Consider the following 17,163-nt stretch of genomic DNA (forward strand, 5'->3'; position numbering starts at 1 on the left):
GACGACATGAAATCTGCATTGCGCCATCTCGCCTGGGCACTGCCCGCCCTGGCGCTCCTGGCCGGCTGCAACGGCGGCGAAAGCGCCAAGCCCGAACCCCACGCCATTGCCACCTACGTGCCAGCCACCTTCAAGGACCTGCCCCAGGTCAGCGACGACGACCTGCTGGCCGGCTTCTACGCCTGGCGTAATGGCTGCGAGAAGCTCAGGCGCGACCCGGTGTGGGCCGCCACCTGCGAGGCAGCGGGCTCGGCCACGGCCGATGCCGCCCAGGTGCGCACCTTCCTCGAACAGAACCTCCAGGTCTATGGCCTGCGCTCGGCGCAGAACAGCGCCAACGGCCTGATCACCGGCTACTACGAGCCGGTCTACCCCGGCAGCCTGGCTCGCACCGACAGGGCGCACGTCCCGGTGTATGGCGTGCCCGAGGACATGATCGTGGTCGACCTGGCCAGCGTGTACCCCGAGCTCAAGGGCAAGCGCCTGCGCGGGCGCCTCGACGGGCGGCTGCTCAAGCCCTACGACACCGCCGAGGTGATCAACCGCGACGGCGCCAAGGCGCCGGTGCTGGCCTGGCTGACCGACCCGATGGACCTGCAGTTCCTGCAGATACAGGGCTCGGGCCGTATCCAGCTGGAGAACGGCCGCCAGCTGCGCCTGGGCTACGCCGACCAGAACGGCCACCCGTACCGACCGATCGGCCGCTGGCTGGTGGAGCAGGGGCAGCTGCCGAAGGAAGAGGTGACCATGGGCAGCATCCACGCCTGGGCCCAGGCCAACCCGCAACGTGTGCCCGAGCTGCTGGCGAGCAACCCGAGCTACGTGTTCTTCAGCACCCGCCCGGACAGCAACGAGGGACCGCGCGGCTCGCTCAACGTGCCGCTGACCGCAGGCTACAGCGTGGCGATCGACCGCAAGGTGATTCCTCTGGGCAGCCTGCTCTGGCTGGCCACCACCCGCCCGGACGGCAGCCCGGTGGTGCGCCCGGTCGGCGCCCAGGACACTGGCGGCGCCATCACCGGCGAAGTGCGCGCAGACCTGTTTTGGGGCACCGGCCCCGAGGCCGGCGAGCTGGCGGGGAACATGAAGCAGCAGGGGCAGATCTGGATGCTGTGGCCCAAGGGGCAGCCTTTGCCCGAAGTGCCGAAAGTACCCTGACAGGCGCTATCGCGGGGCAAGCCCGCTCCCACGATGATTGCGTGGGAGCGGGCTTGCCCCGCGATGCATTCAAATCGATACGACGAAGAACGACACAATCAGCGCCATCCCGACGAACCACACCAGCGAACGCAGCACCGCCCAGTCCGCCAGGTAGCAGATGATGTAGAGCAGCCGGCTGGTGATGTACACCACCCCCAGCACATCCTGGGTTACCTGCTCGGCATTGCCGACGATGTCGGCCACCAGCACCGCCGCGGCAAACGCAGGGAACGCCTCGTAGCCGTTCAACTGCGCTGCATGGGCACGCCGGGGCAGCCCTTCGAGCTTGTCCAGGAACGCACGCGGGTCGTGATTGGCGCGCAGGCCAAAGTACCCGCTGCTGAGCTTGGCGATCAATGCGCACAGCGGCGGCAGGACCAGCGCGACGAGAATGCACCACAGGGCAACGGTCATCTACAGGACTCCTTGTTCACAGAGGATCGGTTCACAGTTTCATCACCAGCATGCCGGCCAGGACCAGCCCGCAAGCTAGGAGTCTCGGCCCGCCAAAAGGTTCTTTAAGGTAGCGCATGCCCAGCAGCACCACGAGGATCACGCTCAGCTCGCGCAGCGCCGCCGCCTCGGCCACCGACCCCAGGTGCATGGCCCACAGCACCAGAGCGTAGCTCAGCAGCACGCACAGCCCCACGGCTAGCCCGAGGCGCCACTGGGTGCGCCAGAACAGCGCGAACTGCGCGCGGCGGGCGACGCCGGCCAGCAACGGGAACGGCCAGGCACTGAGCAGGGTCAGCCACACCAGGTAATCCCAGGGCTTGCCCCACAGGCGCACGGCCTGACCGTCGAACCAGGTGTAGCAACCGATGCACAGGCCAATCAGCGCCACCACCGGCAGCATCGACCAGGGTAGGCGATCACCCCCACCGCCCTGCCACAGCAGGCAGACCATGCCGCAAGGGATCAGCAGGATGCCGATGATCTGCTGCTGGCTGAGCGACTCGCCGGCAAAAGCCAGGGTCAGGCCCAGGACCACCAACGGCGACAGGCCGCGCATAAGCGGATAGACCAGCCCCAGGTCACCGACGCGATAGGCCTTGATCAGCAGGTAACGGTAGAGCTGCTCGGCCAGTGCCGATGCCAGCAGCCAGGGCCAGATGCCGGCCTGGGGAAACTCGACGAACGCCACCGCCAGAACGGCGAAGACCAGTGCCACAAGGTCCATGCTGGCGATCACCAGAAGGCGTTCGCCGCTGAACTTGATGAGGGTGTTCCAGGTCGCGTGGAGCAGGGCTGCGACCAGTACCAGGGAGGTTGCCAGCACGCGGGGCTCCTTGCGCAATGACCAGGCGGCTGCACGCACTATAACGCGTGCTCCCACAAAGTATCTGCAATCTGTTTTGAGGAACGAATTCGGTATTTCGGGTCATAAGGTGTGTCCCGAACCCCGCGCCAGGTCATCAAAGAACTGCCCGAGTCACTCGGGAAACGACTTGGAAGCCACTGTTACAGGATTCGGGATGCTTGAATTAGTTGCCGCGTTTATCTGCCTCACCACCCTCCTCACCTATGTGAACTACCGCTTCATCGGCCTGCCGCCGGCCATCGGCGTGATGGTCACCGCACTGCTGTTCTCCCTGATGCTGCAGGGCCTGAGCCTGATCGGCTTCCCTGGCCTGGAAGAGCGCGTCGAAGGCCTGATGAACCAGATCGACTTCAACGACCTGCTGATGCACTGGATGCTGTCGTTCCTGCTGTTCGCCGGCGCCCTGCACGTCAACCTCGCCGACCTGCGCAGCTACCGCTGGCCGATCGGCCTCTTGGCCACCATCGGGGTGCTGATCGCCACCGTGGTGATCGGCTACCTGGCGCACTGGGTGTTCGCCCTGTTCGGCTGGAACGTGCCGCTGATCTACTGCCTGCTGTTCGGCGCGCTGATCTCGCCGACCGACCCGATCGCCGTGCTCGGCGCGTTGCGTACCGCCAACGCCTCCAAGCCGCTGAAGACCACCATCGTCGGCGAGTCGCTGTTCAACGACGGCACCGCGGTGGTGGTGTTCACCGTGCTGCTGGGCATCATCCAGCTGGGCGAGACGCCGAGCGTCACCGACACCGCCATCCTCTTCGCCCGCGAAGCCATCGGCGGGATCGCCTTCGGTGGCCTGATCGGCTATGCCACCTATCGCATGATCAAGAGCGTCGAGCAGTACCAGGTCGAGGTCATGCTGACCCTGGCGCTGGTGATCGGCGGCTCGGCCATGTGCTACGAGCTGCATGTGTCGGCGCCAATCGCCATGGTGGTGGCCGGCCTGATCATCGGCAACCTTGGGCGCAACCTGGCGATGAACGACATGACCCGCCGCTACATGGACGGTTTCTGGGAGCTGATCGACGACATGCTCAACGCGCTGCTATTCGCCCTGATCGGCCTGGAGCTGTTGCTGCTGCCGTTCAACTGGCTGCACCTGGCGGCCGGTGGCGTGCTGGCGGTGGCGGTGCTGGCCTCGCGCCTGCTGACCGTGGCGCCGGCCATCGTGTTGCTGCGACGCTGGCGGAGCGTGCCGCAGGGCACCATCCGCGTGCTGACCTGGGGAGGCCTGCGCGGTGGCGTGTCGGTGGCACTGGCGCTGTCGCTGCCACAGGGCGATGAGCGTGACCTGCTGCTGTCGATCACCTACATCGTGGTGCTGTCGTCGATCCTGGTGCAGGGTCTGACGGTCGGCAAGGTGGTCAAAGGCGTAAGCCAACAAGCCTGATGCATCGAGCTGGCTGCTTCGCGGGTAAACCCGCTCCCACAGGATGGCAGAACCTTCAAGGGCGCCGAAGGACCTGTGGGAGCGGGTTTACCCGCGAAGAGCCGAACGCCGGTCTCACTCCACGGCGCTGTCCGGGAACTGATCCTGGATGTACTTGATCTCGGTCCGCCCGTGCGGCGCCGGCTGACCATCCTCGCCCAGGTTGACGAAGACCATCTTGTCGACGGTCAGGATCGCCTTGCGGGTGATCTTGTTGCGCACTTCGCACTTGAGGGTGATCGAGGTGCGGCCGAACTCGGTGGCGGTGATGCCCAGCTCGATGATGTCGCCCTGGCGCGAGGCGCTGACGAAGTTGATCTCGGAAATGTACTTGGTCACCACGCGCTGGTTGCCCAGCTGGACGATGGCATAGATTGCCGCCTCCTCGTCGATCCAGCGCAGCAGGCTGCCGCCGAACAGGGTGCCGTTGGGGTTGAGGTCTTCGGGTTTTACCCATTTGCGGGTGTGAAAGTTCATCTGTACTCCTGACCTGCCTGGCTCACATGGGCTAATGATGGCAGACCGCTGGGTCACCCTCCATTGAACATCGACTATCGTCTCGATTAATCGACAGAAAGTCTTGGGTGTGTCACACGCCCGCGGCTATAATCCCTGCCGTTTCACATGGTCCCCCGCAGTGGTGACCATCCCGCCACCCAGCCGAGGGGCGCTGCAGCAGGTTCGTCCTGTCAGGCTCGGTTGGGGCGTTGTTCGCGCAAGCGAACGCTCAACGCACAACGGCGCCCATTCGCACACTACGAATGGAGGCTCTCAATGAGCGCTGTAAACACGCCTGCTGGTTTTTCCGACTTCAAGGTCGCCGACATCTCCCTGGCCGACTGGGGCCGCAAGGAAGTCATCATCGCCGAATCGGAAATGCCGGCACTGATGGGCCTGCGCCGCAAGTACCAAGCCGAGCAACCGCTCAAGGGCGCGAAGATCATCGGCTGCATCCACATGACCATCCAGACCGCCGTGCTGATCGAGACCCTGGTCGCCCTGGGCGCTGAAGTACGCTGGTCGTCCTGCAACATCTTCTCCACCCAGGACCAGGCCGCCGCCGCCATCGCCGCCGCCGGCATCCCGGTGTTCGCCTGGAAAGGTGAAACCGAGCAGGAGTACGAGTGGTGCATCGAGCAGACCATCCTGAAAGACGGCCAGCCATGGGACGCCAACATGGTCCTGGACGACGGCGGTGACCTGACCGAAATCCTGCACAAGAAATACCCGGCCATGCTGGACAAGATCCACGGTGTGACCGAAGAGACCACCACCGGCGTGCACCGCCTGCTCGACATGCTGGCCAAGGGCGAGCTGAAAGTCCCGGCGATCAACGTCAACGACTCGGTCACCAAGAGCAAGAACGACAACAAGTACGGCTGCCGTCACAGCCTGAACGACGCCATCAAGCGCGGTACCGACCACCTGCTGTCGGGCAAGCAGGCCCTGGTGATCGGCTACGGCGACGTGGGCAAGGGCTCGGCCCAGTCCCTGCGTCAGGAAGGCATGATCGTCAAGGTCACCGAAGTCGACCCGATCTGCGCCATGCAGGCCTGCATGGACGGCTTCGAAGTGGTCTCGCCGTTCAAGGACGGCATCAACACCGGCACCGAAGCTGGCATCAACAAGGACCTGCTGGGCCGCATCGACCTGATCGTCACCACCACCGGTAACGTCAACGTCTGCGACGCCAACATGCTCAAGGCCCTGAAGAAGCGCGCCGTGGTCTGCAACATCGGCCACTTCGACAACGAGATCGACACCGCCTTCATGCGCAAGAACTGGGCATGGGAAGAGGTCAAGCCACAGGTTCACAAGATCCACCGCACCGGTGCTGGCGTGTTCGACCCGCAGAACGACGACTACCTGATCCTGCTGGCCGAAGGCCGCCTGGTGAACCTGGGCAACGCCACCGGCCACCCAAGCCGCATCATGGACGGCTCGTTCGCCAACCAGGTCCTGGCGCAGATCTTCCTGTTCGAGCAGAAGTTCGCCGAACTGCCAGCCGCCAAGAAGGCCGAGCGCCTGACCGTGGAAGTGCTGCCGAAGAAGCTGGACGAGGAAGTGGCCCTGGAGATGGTCCGCGGCTTCGGCGGCGTGGTCACCCAACTGACCCCGCAGCAGGCCGAGTACATCGGTGTGACCGTCGAAGGTCCGTTCAAGCCGGACGCCTACCGCTACTAAGCAGCGGCGCCAGCGCCGGGCAATCGCCCTGGCGCTGGCTGGCAACGCGTCGAACCGATGTCCGAGCCAGGCCGGCCCCAACCGTCCTGGCTTTTATTTGCAGGTAGCCGCCCCAGGCGCGCCACCGAAGGAACGAGAGATGTCACAAGAACGCCGCTACAGTTTCGAGTTCTTCCCCACCAAGACCGACGCCGGCCACGAGAAGCTGATGGGCGTCGCCCGCCAGCTGGCCAGCTACAACCCGGACTTCTTCTCCTGCACCTACGGTGCCGGGGGCTCGACCCGCGACCGCACGCTGAACACCGTGCTGCAGCTGGAAAGCGAAGTGAAGGTCCCTGCTGCTCCGCACCTGTCCTGTGTGGGTGACAGCAAGGACGACCTGCGTGCCCTGCTCGCCGAGTACCAGGCCGCCGGCATCAAGCGCATCGTCGCCCTGCGTGGCGACCTGCCGTCGGGCATGGGCATGGCCAGCGGCGAGCTACGCTACGCCAGCGACCTGGTCGAGTTCATCCGCCAGGAAACCGGCGACCACTTCCACCTGGAGGTCGCCGCCTACCCGGAGATGCACCCGCAAGCGCGCAACTTCGAGACGGATCTCGCCAACTTCGTGCACAAGGTCAAGTCCGGCGCCGACAGCGCCATCACCCAGTACTTCTTCAACGCCGACAGCTACTTCTACTTCGTCGAGCGCGCGCAGCAACTGGGCGTGGACATCCCGGTGGTGCCCGGCATCATGCCGATCACCAACTACAGCAAGCTGGCACGTTTCTCCGATGCCTGCGGCGCCGAGATCCCGCGCTGGATCCGCAAGCAGCTGGAAGCCTATGCCGACGACACCGCCAGCATCCAGGCCTTCGGCGAGGAAGTGATCACCCGCATGTGCGAACAACTGCTGCAAGGCGGCGCACCGGGCCTGCACTTCTACACGCTCAACCAGGCCGAGCCGAGCCTGGCGATCTGGAATAACCTGAAGCTGCCACGCTGATGGTCGTGGACAAGGCTTTGGCGCAGGTCAAAGCCTTGTTCATTCGCGCTTGTGCCGCAGGCCCCCGCGACCAGTGTTCACTGGCCTTGCCCGGGTTCGCAGCGTACTCTCCCGCCATGCGCACGCTCATCCTCCCTTTCCTGCTGTTGCTGCTCGCCGGCCTGAGCCCGTTGGCCCATGCCGAACGCCTGCGCATCGTCAGCGACGACTGGGCGCCGTACCTCTACCAGGAAAACGGTCAGCCCAAAGGCATCGACTACGAAGTCACCAACGAGGTGTTCAAGCGTCTGGGCGTCGAGGTGCAATGGCAGTTCCTGCCCTGGCGGCGCTGCCTGGCCATGATCGAGCAGGGCCTGGCGGACGCGGTGATGGATATTTTCCGGGTCGACTCGCGCCAGGGTTACCTGGTCTACCCGGACGAGCCCATGTCAGAGGTCGAGTTCGTCCTCTACCAGGCCCGCTCACGCCCCCACCCGGTCGAGCGCCTCGAAGACCTGGCTGGGCTGACCGTGGGCACCTCGCCGGGCTATGTCTACGACGGCAGCTTCGCCGAATCGCCGCTGTTCCGCCGCGAGCCTGCGCCCAGCCACGAGGCCAACTTCGGCAAGCTGGCGCTCGGGCGCATCGACCTGCTGGTGACCGACCGCCGGGTTGGCCGCTATGTCAGCCGTCAGCTGGGCCTGGAACAGACCGTCGAGGCGCTGCCCCTGGTGATCAGCCGCCGACCGCAGTACCTGGGGCTGGCCCGCAAGCCCGGCCGCGAGCAGCTGGCACAGGCGTTCAGCGATGAACTGCGACGCTTCAAGCAGGAGCCGGCCTATGCGGCGATCAACGCCCGCTACCTGGGCAATCGGGATTTTCCTTTCGCCGTTGAGCAGCAGGAACGCAGCACACCCTGATTGCTCTGTTATACTCGGGCCTTCCCGCCAGGCTCACGCCCGGACGCTCGGCCTCGCAACAGGCATCTCGACCCGCAGCAGCGCACCTTGCGCGCCGCCTGCAGGCATCCAGGATGCGCCGTGAACGCCCAGCTGGACCGGACGCGATCGCATCCCTCCGATGCCCGTCGCGCCAGGCAGAACACCCCATCGGGCCCAGCCCCCACGAGAACAGGATTGCCCATGTCCTTTGCTTCCCTCGGTCTCTCCGAGGCTCTTGTCCGCGCTATCGAGGCAGCGGGCTACACCCAGCCCACTCCGGTGCAACAGCGGGCCATTCCCGCCGTGTTGCAAGGTCGCGACCTGATGGTCGCCGCCCAGACAGGTACTGGTAAAACCGGCGGCTTCGCGCTCCCCATCCTCGAGCGCCTGTTCCCGGGTGGCCACCCCGACAAATCGCAACGCCACGGCCCGCGCCAGCCGCGCGTGCTGGTGCTGACCCCGACCCGCGAGCTGGCCGCCCAGGTGCATGACAGCTTCAAGGTCTATGCCCGCGACCTGAACTTCATCAGCGCCTGCATCTTCGGCGGCGTCGGCATGAACCCGCAGGTCCAGGCCATGGCCAAGGGCGTCGACGTCCTGGTCGCCTGCCCGGGTCGTTTGCTCGACCTGGCCGGCCAGGGCAGCGTCGACCTCTCGCGGGTCGAAATCCTGGTGCTGGACGAAGCCGACCGCATGCTCGACATGGGCTTCATCCACGACGTCAAGAAAGTGCTGGCGCGCCTGCCGGCCAAGCGCCAGAACCTGCTGTTCTCGGCGACGTTCTCCAAGGACATCACCGACCTCGCCGACAAGCTGCTGCACAACCCCGAGCGCATCGAGGTCACGCCGCCGAACACCACCGTCGAGCGCATCGAGCAGCGCGTCTACCGCCTGCCGGCCAGCCACAAGCGTGCCCTGCTGGCGCATCTGATCACCCTGGGTGCCTGGGAGCAGGTACTGGTGTTCACCCGCACCAAGCACGGCGCCAACCGCTTGGCCGAGTACCTCGAGAAGCACGGCCTGACTGCCGCGGCGATCCACGGCAACAAGAGCCAGAACGCCCGCACCAAGGCCCTGGCCGACTTCAAGGCCAACACCGTGCGCGTGCTGGTCGCCACCGACATCGCCGCCCGCGGCCTGGACATCGACCAGTTGCCTCACGTGGTCAACTTCGAGCTGCCCAACGTCGAGGAAGACTACGTTCACCGCATCGGCCGCACCGGCCGTGCCGGTCGCTCGGGCGAGGCCATCTCGATGGTCGCCCCGGACGAAGAGAAGCTGCTCAAGAGCATCGAGCGCGTCACCAAGCAAAAGATCCCGGATGGCGACCTGATGGGCTTCGACGCCTCCCAGGTCGAGGCCGAGAAGCCGGAAGTCCGCGAGCGCCAGCAGAACACTGGCCGCGGTGGCCGCAACCAGCAACCTCGTGGCGAAGGCGGCAAGGAAGGCAGTGGCGGACGCAAGGACAAGGGCAAGGACAAAGGCCGCAACAAACCTGCGGGCGAGAAGCAGGCCGACAAGGAAAAGGCCGGCGACAAGCAGCAGCAAGGCCAGCAGCAGCGCAAGCCGCGTGACAAGAAGCCACGCCAGCAGCAGGCTGCACAGGGCCAGAAGGCCATCCCTTTGGCTCCCGCCGATCGTGACCCGGAAGAGTTCCTGGACGACGATGTGGATAACTTCGGCAACCGCGCCGACTACGTCAGCCCTTACCAGAATGCCAAGAACCATGGGCGCAACCGTCGCCCAGGTGGCAATGGCGGACAAGGTCAAGGGCAAGGCCAACGCAGCGGCGGTGGTCAGGCGCAAGGTCAAGGTCGTGGCAATGGCCAACAGCGCCAAGGCCAGGGCTCGGGTGAAAAACGCCCGCGCAACGGTGGTGGCAGCAATGGCGGTGCTCGTCGTGACAACAACGGCGGCCGTAACCGCCGTGACGAATCGGCTCGCCAGGAACCAGCCGTGCGTAACCCGCGCGAGTCGCAGAGCGCGCCGGTGATCATTCGCAAGGAATCCAAGCTCGACCGTTACCCGACGCCCGAGCAACTGGACGACCTGCCGAGCCGCCCACGCGGTGAGCGTCCGGCGTTGCTGACCCGCAAGGGCTGATCGAAACACCGAGGGGCTGCTATGCAGCCCTTTCGCGGCACAAGGCCGCTCCTACAGGTTCAGTGCAGCCCTTTGGCTTAGCGCAGTACCTGTAGGAGCGGCCTTGTGCCGCGAAAGGGCCGCGTAGCGGCCCCTCGGTCTTTCAGCTAACGCTAATTACTTCTGCTTCACACCTTCGACGCTGATATCCAGGTCCAGGGTCTGGGAGGTCGGGCCTGGGCCTTTGATCCCGAAGTCGTTCAGGTTCAGCGTGGTCTTGGCGTTGAAGCCAGCACGCTCGCCACCCCACGGGTCCTTGCCTTCACCGTTGAACACAGCCTTGAAGGTGACCGGCTTGGTCACGCCGTGCAGGGTCAGGTCGCCGGTAACGTCGGCAGTCTTCTCACCGGTCGACTTGACGGCGGTGGAGACGAACTTGGCCTGCGGGTACTTCTTCACATCGAGGAAGTCGGCGCTGGCGATGTGCTTGTCACGCTCGGCGTGGTTCGACCACAGGCTGGCGGTCTTCAGGTCGACGCTGATCTTGCTGGCCTCGGGCTTGGCGCTGTCCCAGGTGAAGTTGCCGTCGAAGTCCTTGAAGGTGCCGTGGATGAAGCTGTAGCCCAGGTGGCTGATCTTCCAGTCAACGAACGCGTGCTGGCCTTCCTTGTCGATCTTGTATTCGGCGGCCATGGCCTGGCCGGCGGAGATCAGGGCGGTACCGAGCGCCAGAGCGGCAAAAGTCTTTTTCAACATCCTTACTTCCTTCCTTTGCAATTGAGGTTGAGAGTCAAGCTTTGCGGCCCAGCATGCGGGTCAGGGTCGCGTCACGGTCGATGAAATGGTGCTTGAGTGCCGCCAGGGCATGCAGTACCGCGAAAATCACCAGGCCCCAGGCCAGCCAGAGGTGGATCACCCCGGCGGTGTCGGCCTGGTCAGGCAGGTCGCTGATCAGCGCCGGCACCTCGAACAGGCCGAACACCGGAATGCCGACACCGTCGGCGGTGGAAATCAGGTAGCCGGCGACCATCACCGCGAACAGGCCCAGGTACAGCGCCAGGTGGCCCAGCTTGGCGGCCAGGCGGGTGACCTTGCCATGGTTGGCCGGTGCCGGCGGTGGCGGGCTGATGAAACGCCAGAGCACGCGTAGCAGCATGGCGGCCAGCAACACCAGGCCGATGCTCTTGTGCAGATCAGGCCCGGACTTGCGCCATGGGCTGTAGTAGTCGAGGCCGACCATCCACAGGCCCAGGCCGAACAGGCCGAAGACCGCCAGCGCCACGCCCCAGTGCAGGACGATGCTGACCAGGCCATAGCGGGAAGATGAGTTGCGCAGTTGCATGTTGGCGTATTCCCCGTGAAAGCTGCGCACAAGACTAGCGCGTAATGCATCGAATAAAAGCGTAAAAAATTGCTTCGGATTATCTAAAAATCCGATATTTAGTCTGCAAGCTTCCTATTAAGGAAACATTAACGATAGTCGTTTGGATGTGCCGACGCCATCGCGGAGATCCGCGATGGCGGCTATAGCGAGATCAGCCGGCCTTGGCCTGGCTGTCGACCACTGGCTTCTTGGTCGGTTCCGACTTGGCGGTGGCCTTCTTCGCCGGCGCCGGCTTGGCAGCGGGCTTGTGTGCCTGCTTGGCCGCGGGCTTGCTTGGAGCAGGCTTGGTGGCGGCAGGTTTAACCGCTTCCTCCTTGGCCACAGGTGCCGGGGCGACCGGGGCGGGGGCCGGTGCAGGCGCCGGGGCGATCTCCTCGGCCTTGGCGATCGGCGCGGTCTTGACCTCTGGCTTGTCAGCACCACCGAACAGGCGCGAGAAGAAGCCCGGCTTGTCCTGCTTGGCCTCCTCGACCTTCACAGGCTCGGCCTTGGCCGGAGCCTTGTCGGAACCGCCACCGAACAGGTTGGAGAAGAACCCGCCCTTGTCCTTCGTCGCCACGGCGCCCGCCGCTCCGGCGGCGGCTGCGGCGGCAACCGGCGCGACCTTGGCCGGGTCGAAGGACTTGCCCGCAGCCAGGTCCTGGACCTGGCCCGCGGCGCGCTGACCGCTGCGCAGGGCGCCTTCGAGGGTGCCCGGGTAGAGTGCGTCGGTATGCTCGCCGGCAAAGGCGATGCGCTGGACCGGACGCTCCCACAGACGCCAGTACTTGCTGATTTGTCCTGGGCCGTAGGCCAGGTAGGCGCCCCCCATGCCGGCATCGGTGCTGTAACGGCGCACTTCGTAACCGGTGAAGGCGCCACGAGCTTGCGGGTAGAAGGCGTGCAGGCGGATCAGCACCTGGTCGACCATCTGCTTGTCACCGAAGGCCTGCAGCAAGCGAGCGTTGTCGCCGGACAGGTTGATCACCACGTTGGCGCCACCCTTGAGCGCCGGCTCGATCCACAGCATGCCCAGGCCAGTGTTGGAGAAGATCTCGCCGGACATGCGCGCACGGCTTTCCCATACCGGGTTCTTGAACTTGAGCATCAGTTGGTCGCGCCAGCCGTAGTTGGTGCCCTTCAGCGCGGCCAGGTGCTGGTTGTCCAGGCCCGGAGTCATCTGGATCCTGGCCAGGGCCCGCAGCGGCACGGCCATGACCAGGTAATCGGCCTGGTAGCCGACGGCACCGACCTTGACCGTCACCCCGTCCTTGTCTTGGACAATGGCGGTGACCGGCGAGCTGGTCTTGATGGTCTTGAGTTGCTTGACGAAGGCCTGGGCCAGCACCGGGCTGCCGCCTGGCAGACGCGCGGCGCGCAGGTCGCGATCGCTGACGTTGCGGTAGACGCGGCTCTGCTGGGCGAAATACAGCAACGACAGGCGCGATGGCTCGTCGTAACGAGTGCGGATCTGCTGGTTGACCAGCTGACGGGCGGTTGCCGGCAGTTGCAGCTTGTCCAGCCAGGTGGACACGTTCATCTGATCGAGGGCGAACAGGGTACTGTTGGCCGCCGGGTTCAGCGGGTCCTCGATGGAGCGGGCCAGGTCGTCGAGGGTCTTCTCATAACGCTTGAGGGCCTCGGCGGTAGCCGGTTGCTTGGTGGCGAGATCGGCAGCGCTGAAATACTCGCCGTCGATCAGGTAGCCGGGGTTACGCACGAACTCCGGTGCTGGCAGGGTACCGACCTTGAACCGCTCCAGGTACTGGTTGAGCACCGGCTGGGTCTTGCTGTTGCCAATCCACTCGCTGGTGGCCAGCCCCGAACGCCCACCCATGCCCGATTTGGCTTCCAGCAGGGTGACCTGCCAGCCCTTGGCCTGCAGCTCATAGGCTGCGGTCAGGCCTGCCAGGCCACCACCGACGACGATCGCCGTCTTGTCCTTGGCCAGCGCGGCACCGCTGGACACCCCGATCAATACCAACGCGCACAGGCGCACCCAAGCAGCAGCCATGATGGCGAACTCCGGTTAGAGAAGCGATAGAAGAGACGGGGAAGAATGCCCCGGGAGAGATGCGTTAAGAATACGTCACCTCTGCCGACCCTGCCACCGCAGTGACATCAAGTGCTTTTGGCAACTGGTAATTTTGTCAGTTGTATCTCACGCCACCACGACAGCAAGCTGCGATCAGGCCAACACCCAAATGGACAAGATCGTGCCTTGCATAGCGCCATTCGACCTCATCCTCTCACCGCCCCAAGCGAAACTGAACTGGAACACCACGTCAGCCTGGAGCATGCGTACCCAAGGTCAGGTAGAAACCGAGAATTACGTCACCGACGAATGGCAAATGGCCAAGGAATTGACCCTGCTGGGTGAATGCGACGTCGCGATCGATTTCGGTCGCCTCGTCCATGGCCTGTCGTTCGAGCTGGACATCTGCAGATTCGGCAAGGGCATCAGCCAAGCGTACTGGCTCGAACTCTATGACGGCGAGAGCGTATTTGTGCGCGGCCCGGGCCAATACGGCCGCCACGTGCACACGCTGGATCGCCCTGTCTTGAGCCTGACCATCTGCACATGGCCACGCTCCGTCGTGCGCCTGCGTGAGCTGCAATGGTCGCTGGTCCAGCTTCAATGAGGTAGCCGCGTCCCAACGGTTGTCCTGCCGTACGGCATTGCTTAGGCTTACGCGGTCAAACCGAGCCGTAACGCCAGGAGAAGTGCCCATGGGCCTCAACGATCAGTGGATGCAACGCGACCTCAAGGTCCTGTGGCACCCCTGCACCCAGATGAAAGACCACGAGCAGCTGCCGCTGATCCCGATCCGCCGCGGCGAGGGCGTATGGCTCGAGGACTTCGAGGGCAAGCGCTATCTGGACGCGGTCAGCTCCTGGTGGGTCAATGTGTTCGGCCATGCCAACCCGCGCATCAACCAGCGCATCAAGGACCAGGTCGACCAGCTCGAGCACGTGATCCTGGCAGGCTTCAGCCACCAGCCGGCGATCGAGCTGTCCGAGCGCCTGGTAGCGATGACGCCGGCGGGTCTCGACCGGGTGTTCTACGCCGACAATGGCTCGTCGTGCATCGAAGTGGCGCTGAAGATGAGCTTCCACTACTGGCAGAACATCGGCAAACCGCAGAAAAAACGCTTCGTCACCCTGACCAACAGCTACCACGGCGAGACCATCGCGGCGATGTCGGTGGGCGACGTGCCGCTGTTCACCGAGACCTACAAGGCGCTGCTGCTGGACACCATCAAGGTGCCGAGCCCGGACTGCTACCTGCGCCCCGAAGGCATGGGCTGGGAAGAGCACTCGCGAAACATGTTCGCGGCCATGGAGCAGACCCTGGCCGAACACCACGCCAGCATCGCTGCGGTGATCGTCGAGCCGCTGATCCAGGGCGCCGGCGGCATGCGCATGTACCACCCGGTGTACCTCAAGCTGCTGCGCGAGGCCTGCGACCGTTACGATGTGCACCTTATCCACGACGAAATCGCCGTGGGCTTCGGCCGCACCGGCACGATGTTCGCCTGCGAGCAGGCCGGCATCCGCCCGGACTTCCTGTGCCTGTCCAAGGCCCTGACCGGCGGCTACCTGCCACTGGCCGCCTGCCTGACCACCGACAAGGTGTACCAGGCCTTCTACGACGACTACCCGACCCTGCGCGCCTTCCTCCACTCGCACAGCTACACCGGCAACCCGCTGGCCTGCGCTGCGGCCCTGGCGACCCTGGACATCTTCGAACAGGACAATGTCATCGAGGCCAACAAGGCCCTGTCGGCGCGCATGGCCAGCGCCACCGCGCACCTGGCCGACCACGCCCATGTCGCCGAGATCCGCCAGACCGGCATGGCCTTGGCCATCGAGATGGTCCAGGACAAGGCCAGCAAGACCGCCTACCCCTGGCAGGAGCGCCGCGGTCTGAAAGTCTTCGAACATGCCCTGAGTCGTGGCGCGCTGCTGCGCCCGCTGGGCAGCGTGGTGTACTTCCTGCCGCCCTACGTGATCACCCCGGAGCAGATCGACTTCCTGGCCGAGGTGGCCAGCGAAGGGATCGACATCGCCACCCGTGATCGCGTCAGCGTGGCGGTGCCGGCCGACTTCCACCCCGACTTCCGCGATCCGGGCTAGGCCCCAAGCCTTCACACGGTCCCTTGTAGGAGCGGCCTTGTGCCGCGAAAGGGCTGCGGAGCAGCCCCAGGTTTTCAGCTTCGCAGCAGAAACCGCCGGGGCCGCTTTGCGGCCCTTTCGCGGCACAAGGCCGCTCCTACAGGGGCGATGCCCCTAATTAGATTCCGAGTAGAACCATGAGACTCTCCCGCTTCTTCATCGACGCCCCGCTTGGCCTTGGCGAGCACGAGCTCCCCGAAGCCCAGGCCCACTACATCGGCCGCGTGCTGCGCATGGCCGCCGGCGACGCCGTACAGCTGTTCGACGGCAGCGGCCAGGAATACCTCGGCCAACTGCTCGAGGTGGGCAAGAAAAGCGTGCGCGTCAGCCTCGACCAGGCTCTCCCCGGCCAGGCCGACTCGCCGCTGCACATTCACCTCGGCCAGGGCCTGTCCCGCGGCGAGCGCATGGACTGGGCGATCCAGAAGGCCACCGAACTGGGTGTCAACGAAATCACCCCGATCGTCAGCGAGCGCTGCGAAGTGCGCCTGAAGGACGAGCGTGCCGACAAGCGCCTGGCCCACTGGCGCCAGGTGGCGATCAGTGCCTGCGAACAGTGCGGTCGCTCGACCCTGCCAGTGATCCACCCACCGGTCACCCTGGTCGAATGGCTCAAGGGCACCGAGGCCGACCTCAAGCTGGTGCTGCACCCGGTGGCCGAACCGCTGACCAGCCATGAAAAACCAGCAAAGCTGGCCTTCCTGATCGGCCCGGAAGGCGGCCTGAGCGATGCGGAAGTCGAGCAGGCCAAGGCCAGCGGCTACCACGCCGCCCGCCTCGGTCCACGGGTACTGCGCACCGAGACCGCGCCGGTGGTGGCGTTGTCGGTGGCCCAGCAGTTGTGGGGCGATTTCTAACTAACGCACGTAGAAGAATACCGCGACGAAGTGCATCAGGCTGCCGGCAATGACGAACAGGTGCCAGATGCCATGCCAATGGCGGAACCGGCTATCGAAGGCGAAGAAAATGATGCCGACGGTGTAGAACACGCCGCCGGCCGCCAGCCAGGCAAAGCCGGCGCCGCCCAGGCTGTGCAGCAGCGGCTTGACCGCCACCAGCACGATCCAGCCCATCAGTGCGTAGATGACGATTGACAGGATCCTCGCCTCCGAGCGCGGCTTGATCTCCTGCAGCATGCCGATCAGCGCCAGCCCCCAGACCACCCCGAACAGGCTCCAGCCCCACGGCCCACGCAGGCTCACCAGGCAGAATGGCGTGTAGCTGCCGGCGATCAGCAGATAGATCGACAGGTGGTCGAGCTTGCGCATGACGCGTTTCGCTCGTCCTCGCGTGCTGTGATAGAGGGTGGAGATGCTGTAGAGCAACAGCAGCGTGAAGCCGTAGATGGAAAAGCTGACGATCTTCCAGGGATCGCCCTGCAGGCCGGCCACGACAATCAGCCAGACCGCGCCAATGCAGGCCAGGACCGCACCGACCAGGTGGGTCCAGGCGTTGAAACGTTCACCATGGTACATGCAAGCAAAGACCTCGCTACGCCGCTCG

Annotated in this window: 16 protein-coding genes and 1 riboswitch; of the genes, 9 read left to right on the forward strand and 7 right to left on the reverse strand. The window is 64.8% G+C overall.

Features of this window, described 5'->3' with window-relative positions:
- Positions 1 to 6 precede the first annotated feature (6 nt).
- Positions 7 to 1,158 carry a murein transglycosylase A gene (gene mltA / locus VUG52_RS24820; protein WP_050707224.1) on the forward strand — a complete coding sequence of 384 codons (1,152 nt, stop codon included), beginning with the start codon at positions 7 to 9 and terminating at the stop codon, positions 1,156 to 1,158.
- A 69-nt stretch (positions 1,159 to 1,227) separates the two neighbouring features.
- Here mltA and VUG52_RS24825 read toward each other — a convergent pair whose 3' ends face one another.
- Positions 1,228 to 1,614, reverse strand: a complete 387-nt coding sequence (locus tag VUG52_RS24825; protein WP_050707225.1) for an MAPEG family protein — start codon at positions 1,612 to 1,614, stop codon at positions 1,228 to 1,230.
- A gap of 31 nt (positions 1,615 to 1,645) precedes the next feature.
- Positions 1,646 to 2,479, reverse strand: coding sequence for a DMT family transporter (locus VUG52_RS24830; protein WP_050707226.1), 834 nt, complete (start codon positions 2,477 to 2,479; stop codon positions 1,646 to 1,648).
- A gap of 196 nt (positions 2,480 to 2,675) precedes the next feature.
- Here VUG52_RS24830 and VUG52_RS24835 point away from each other — a divergent pair, with 196 nt between their 5' ends.
- Positions 2,676 to 3,911 carry a cation:proton antiporter gene (locus VUG52_RS24835; RefSeq protein ID WP_331832207.1) on the forward strand — a complete coding sequence of 412 codons (1,236 nt, stop codon included), beginning with the start codon at positions 2,676 to 2,678 and terminating at the stop codon, positions 3,909 to 3,911.
- A 114-nt stretch (positions 3,912 to 4,025) separates the two neighbouring features.
- On the opposite strand, the gene VUG52_RS24840 is transcribed toward VUG52_RS24835, so the two are convergent.
- A complete protein-coding gene (locus VUG52_RS24840) occupies positions 4,026 to 4,427 on the reverse strand; it encodes an acyl-CoA thioesterase (protein ID WP_050707228.1) in 402 nt (133 codons plus the stop codon).
- A 179-nt stretch (positions 4,428 to 4,606) separates the two neighbouring features.
- Positions 4,607 to 4,703: riboswitch (S-adenosyl-L-homocysteine riboswitch) on the forward strand.
- Between the two features lie 21 nt (positions 4,704 to 4,724).
- On the opposite strand from VUG52_RS24840, the gene ahcY reads away from it, so the two are divergent.
- The 4 genes from ahcY to VUG52_RS24860 all read left to right on the forward strand — a co-directional run bounded on the left by ahcY (position 4,725) and on the right by VUG52_RS24860 (position 10,142).
- Positions 4,725 to 6,134 carry an adenosylhomocysteinase gene (gene ahcY / locus VUG52_RS24845; RefSeq protein WP_028688336.1) on the forward strand — a complete coding sequence of 470 codons (1,410 nt, stop codon included), beginning with the start codon at positions 4,725 to 4,727 and terminating at the stop codon, positions 6,132 to 6,134.
- 139 nt (positions 6,135 to 6,273) lie between these two features.
- Positions 6,274 to 7,119, forward strand: coding sequence for a methylenetetrahydrofolate reductase [NAD(P)H] (gene metF, locus VUG52_RS24850; RefSeq protein WP_050707229.1), 846 nt, complete (start codon positions 6,274 to 6,276; stop codon positions 7,117 to 7,119).
- 116 nt (positions 7,120 to 7,235) lie between these two features.
- Positions 7,236 to 8,018 carry a substrate-binding periplasmic protein gene (locus VUG52_RS24855; RefSeq protein WP_050707231.1) on the forward strand — a complete coding sequence of 261 codons (783 nt, stop codon included), beginning with the start codon at positions 7,236 to 7,238 and terminating at the stop codon, positions 8,016 to 8,018.
- A 222-nt stretch (positions 8,019 to 8,240) separates the two neighbouring features.
- The gene (locus VUG52_RS24860) at positions 8,241 to 10,142 is read left to right on the forward strand and encodes a DEAD/DEAH box helicase (RefSeq protein WP_220689948.1); all 1,902 of its coding nucleotides are present in this window, start codon (positions 8,241 to 8,243) and stop codon (positions 10,140 to 10,142) included.
- 156 nt (positions 10,143 to 10,298) lie between these two features.
- Here VUG52_RS24860 and VUG52_RS24865 read toward each other — a convergent pair whose 3' ends face one another.
- The 3 genes from VUG52_RS24865 to VUG52_RS24875 all read right to left on the reverse strand — a co-directional run bounded on the left by VUG52_RS24865 (position 10,299) and on the right by VUG52_RS24875 (position 13,498).
- Positions 10,299 to 10,877, reverse strand: coding sequence for a YceI family protein (locus tag VUG52_RS24865; RefSeq protein WP_050707233.1), 579 nt, complete (start codon positions 10,875 to 10,877; stop codon positions 10,299 to 10,301).
- 34 nt (positions 10,878 to 10,911) lie between these two features.
- A complete protein-coding gene (locus VUG52_RS24870; RefSeq protein ID WP_050707234.1) occupies positions 10,912 to 11,463 on the reverse strand; it encodes a cytochrome b in 552 nt (183 codons plus the stop codon).
- 193 nt (positions 11,464 to 11,656) lie between these two features.
- Entirely contained in the window at positions 11,657 to 13,498 is a 1,842-nt protein-coding gene (locus tag VUG52_RS24875; protein ID WP_331832208.1) for a flavin monoamine oxidase family protein, read from the reverse strand.
- 190 nt (positions 13,499 to 13,688) lie between these two features.
- Between VUG52_RS24875 and VUG52_RS24880 the strand changes: the two genes are divergently transcribed.
- The 3 genes from VUG52_RS24880 (at position 13,689) to VUG52_RS24890 (ending at position 16,517) form a co-directional block, all read left to right on the forward strand.
- Positions 13,689 to 14,126 (forward strand): hypothetical protein, encoded by a 438-nt coding sequence (locus tag VUG52_RS24880; RefSeq protein ID WP_262951301.1) that lies wholly within the window; start codon positions 13,689 to 13,691, stop codon positions 14,124 to 14,126.
- A gap of 88 nt (positions 14,127 to 14,214) precedes the next feature.
- Entirely contained in the window at positions 14,215 to 15,621 is a 1,407-nt protein-coding gene (locus tag VUG52_RS24885; RefSeq protein ID WP_331832209.1) for an adenosylmethionine--8-amino-7-oxononanoate transaminase, read from the forward strand.
- A 176-nt stretch (positions 15,622 to 15,797) separates the two neighbouring features.
- Positions 15,798 to 16,517 carry a 16S rRNA (uracil(1498)-N(3))-methyltransferase gene (locus VUG52_RS24890; RefSeq protein WP_050707238.1) on the forward strand — a complete coding sequence of 240 codons (720 nt, stop codon included), beginning with the start codon at positions 15,798 to 15,800 and terminating at the stop codon, positions 16,515 to 16,517.
- Here the strand turns inward: VUG52_RS24890 and trhA are convergent, their stop codons facing one another.
- On the reverse strand, positions 16,518 to 17,135 hold the full coding sequence (trhA, locus tag VUG52_RS24895) for a PAQR family membrane homeostasis protein TrhA (RefSeq protein WP_050707239.1): 618 nt from the start codon (positions 17,133 to 17,135) through the stop codon (positions 16,518 to 16,520).
- Positions 17,136 to 17,163 lie beyond the last annotated feature (28 nt).

Source organism: Pseudomonas sp. LH21, assembly GCF_036549575.1.
In the GTDB taxonomy this organism is placed as follows: Bacteria; Pseudomonadota; Gammaproteobacteria; order Pseudomonadales; family Pseudomonadaceae; genus Aquipseudomonas; species Aquipseudomonas peradeniyensis.

Excerpts from the sequence above, each read along its gene's own strand:
- mltA (WP_050707224.1), top strand. The coding sequence starts at position 7 with ATGAAATCTGCATTGCGCCATCTCGCCTGGGCACTGCCCGCCCTGGCG.
- VUG52_RS24825 (WP_050707225.1), bottom strand. The coding sequence starts at position 1,614 with ATGACCGTTGCCCTGTGGTGCATTCTCGTCGCGCTGGTCCTGCCGCCG.
- VUG52_RS24835 (WP_331832207.1), top strand. The coding sequence starts at position 2,676 with ATGCTTGAATTAGTTGCCGCGTTTATCTGCCTCACCACCCTCCTCACC.
- VUG52_RS24840 (WP_050707228.1), bottom strand. The coding sequence starts at position 4,427 with ATGAACTTTCACACCCGCAAATGGGTAAAACCCGAAGACCTCAACCCC.
- ahcY (WP_028688336.1), top strand. The coding sequence starts at position 4,725 with ATGAGCGCTGTAAACACGCCTGCTGGTTTTTCCGACTTCAAGGTCGCC.
- metF (WP_050707229.1), top strand. The coding sequence starts at position 6,274 with ATGTCACAAGAACGCCGCTACAGTTTCGAGTTCTTCCCCACCAAGACC.
- VUG52_RS24855 (WP_050707231.1), top strand. The coding sequence starts at position 7,236 with ATGCGCACGCTCATCCTCCCTTTCCTGCTGTTGCTGCTCGCCGGCCTG.
- VUG52_RS24860 (WP_220689948.1), top strand. The coding sequence starts at position 8,241 with ATGTCCTTTGCTTCCCTCGGTCTCTCCGAGGCTCTTGTCCGCGCTATC.
- VUG52_RS24865 (WP_050707233.1), bottom strand. The coding sequence starts at position 10,877 with ATGTTGAAAAAGACTTTTGCCGCTCTGGCGCTCGGTACCGCCCTGATC.
- VUG52_RS24870 (WP_050707234.1), bottom strand. The coding sequence starts at position 11,463 with ATGCAACTGCGCAACTCATCTTCCCGCTATGGCCTGGTCAGCATCGTC.
- VUG52_RS24875 (WP_331832208.1), bottom strand. The coding sequence starts at position 13,498 with ATGGCTGCTGCTTGGGTGCGCCTGTGCGCGTTGGTATTGATCGGGGTG.
- VUG52_RS24880 (WP_262951301.1), top strand. The coding sequence starts at position 13,689 with ATGGACAAGATCGTGCCTTGCATAGCGCCATTCGACCTCATCCTCTCA.
- VUG52_RS24885 (WP_331832209.1), top strand. The coding sequence starts at position 14,215 with ATGGGCCTCAACGATCAGTGGATGCAACGCGACCTCAAGGTCCTGTGG.
- VUG52_RS24890 (WP_050707238.1), top strand. The coding sequence starts at position 15,798 with ATGAGACTCTCCCGCTTCTTCATCGACGCCCCGCTTGGCCTTGGCGAG.
- trhA (WP_050707239.1), bottom strand. The coding sequence starts at position 17,135 with ATGTACCATGGTGAACGTTTCAACGCCTGGACCCACCTGGTCGGTGCG.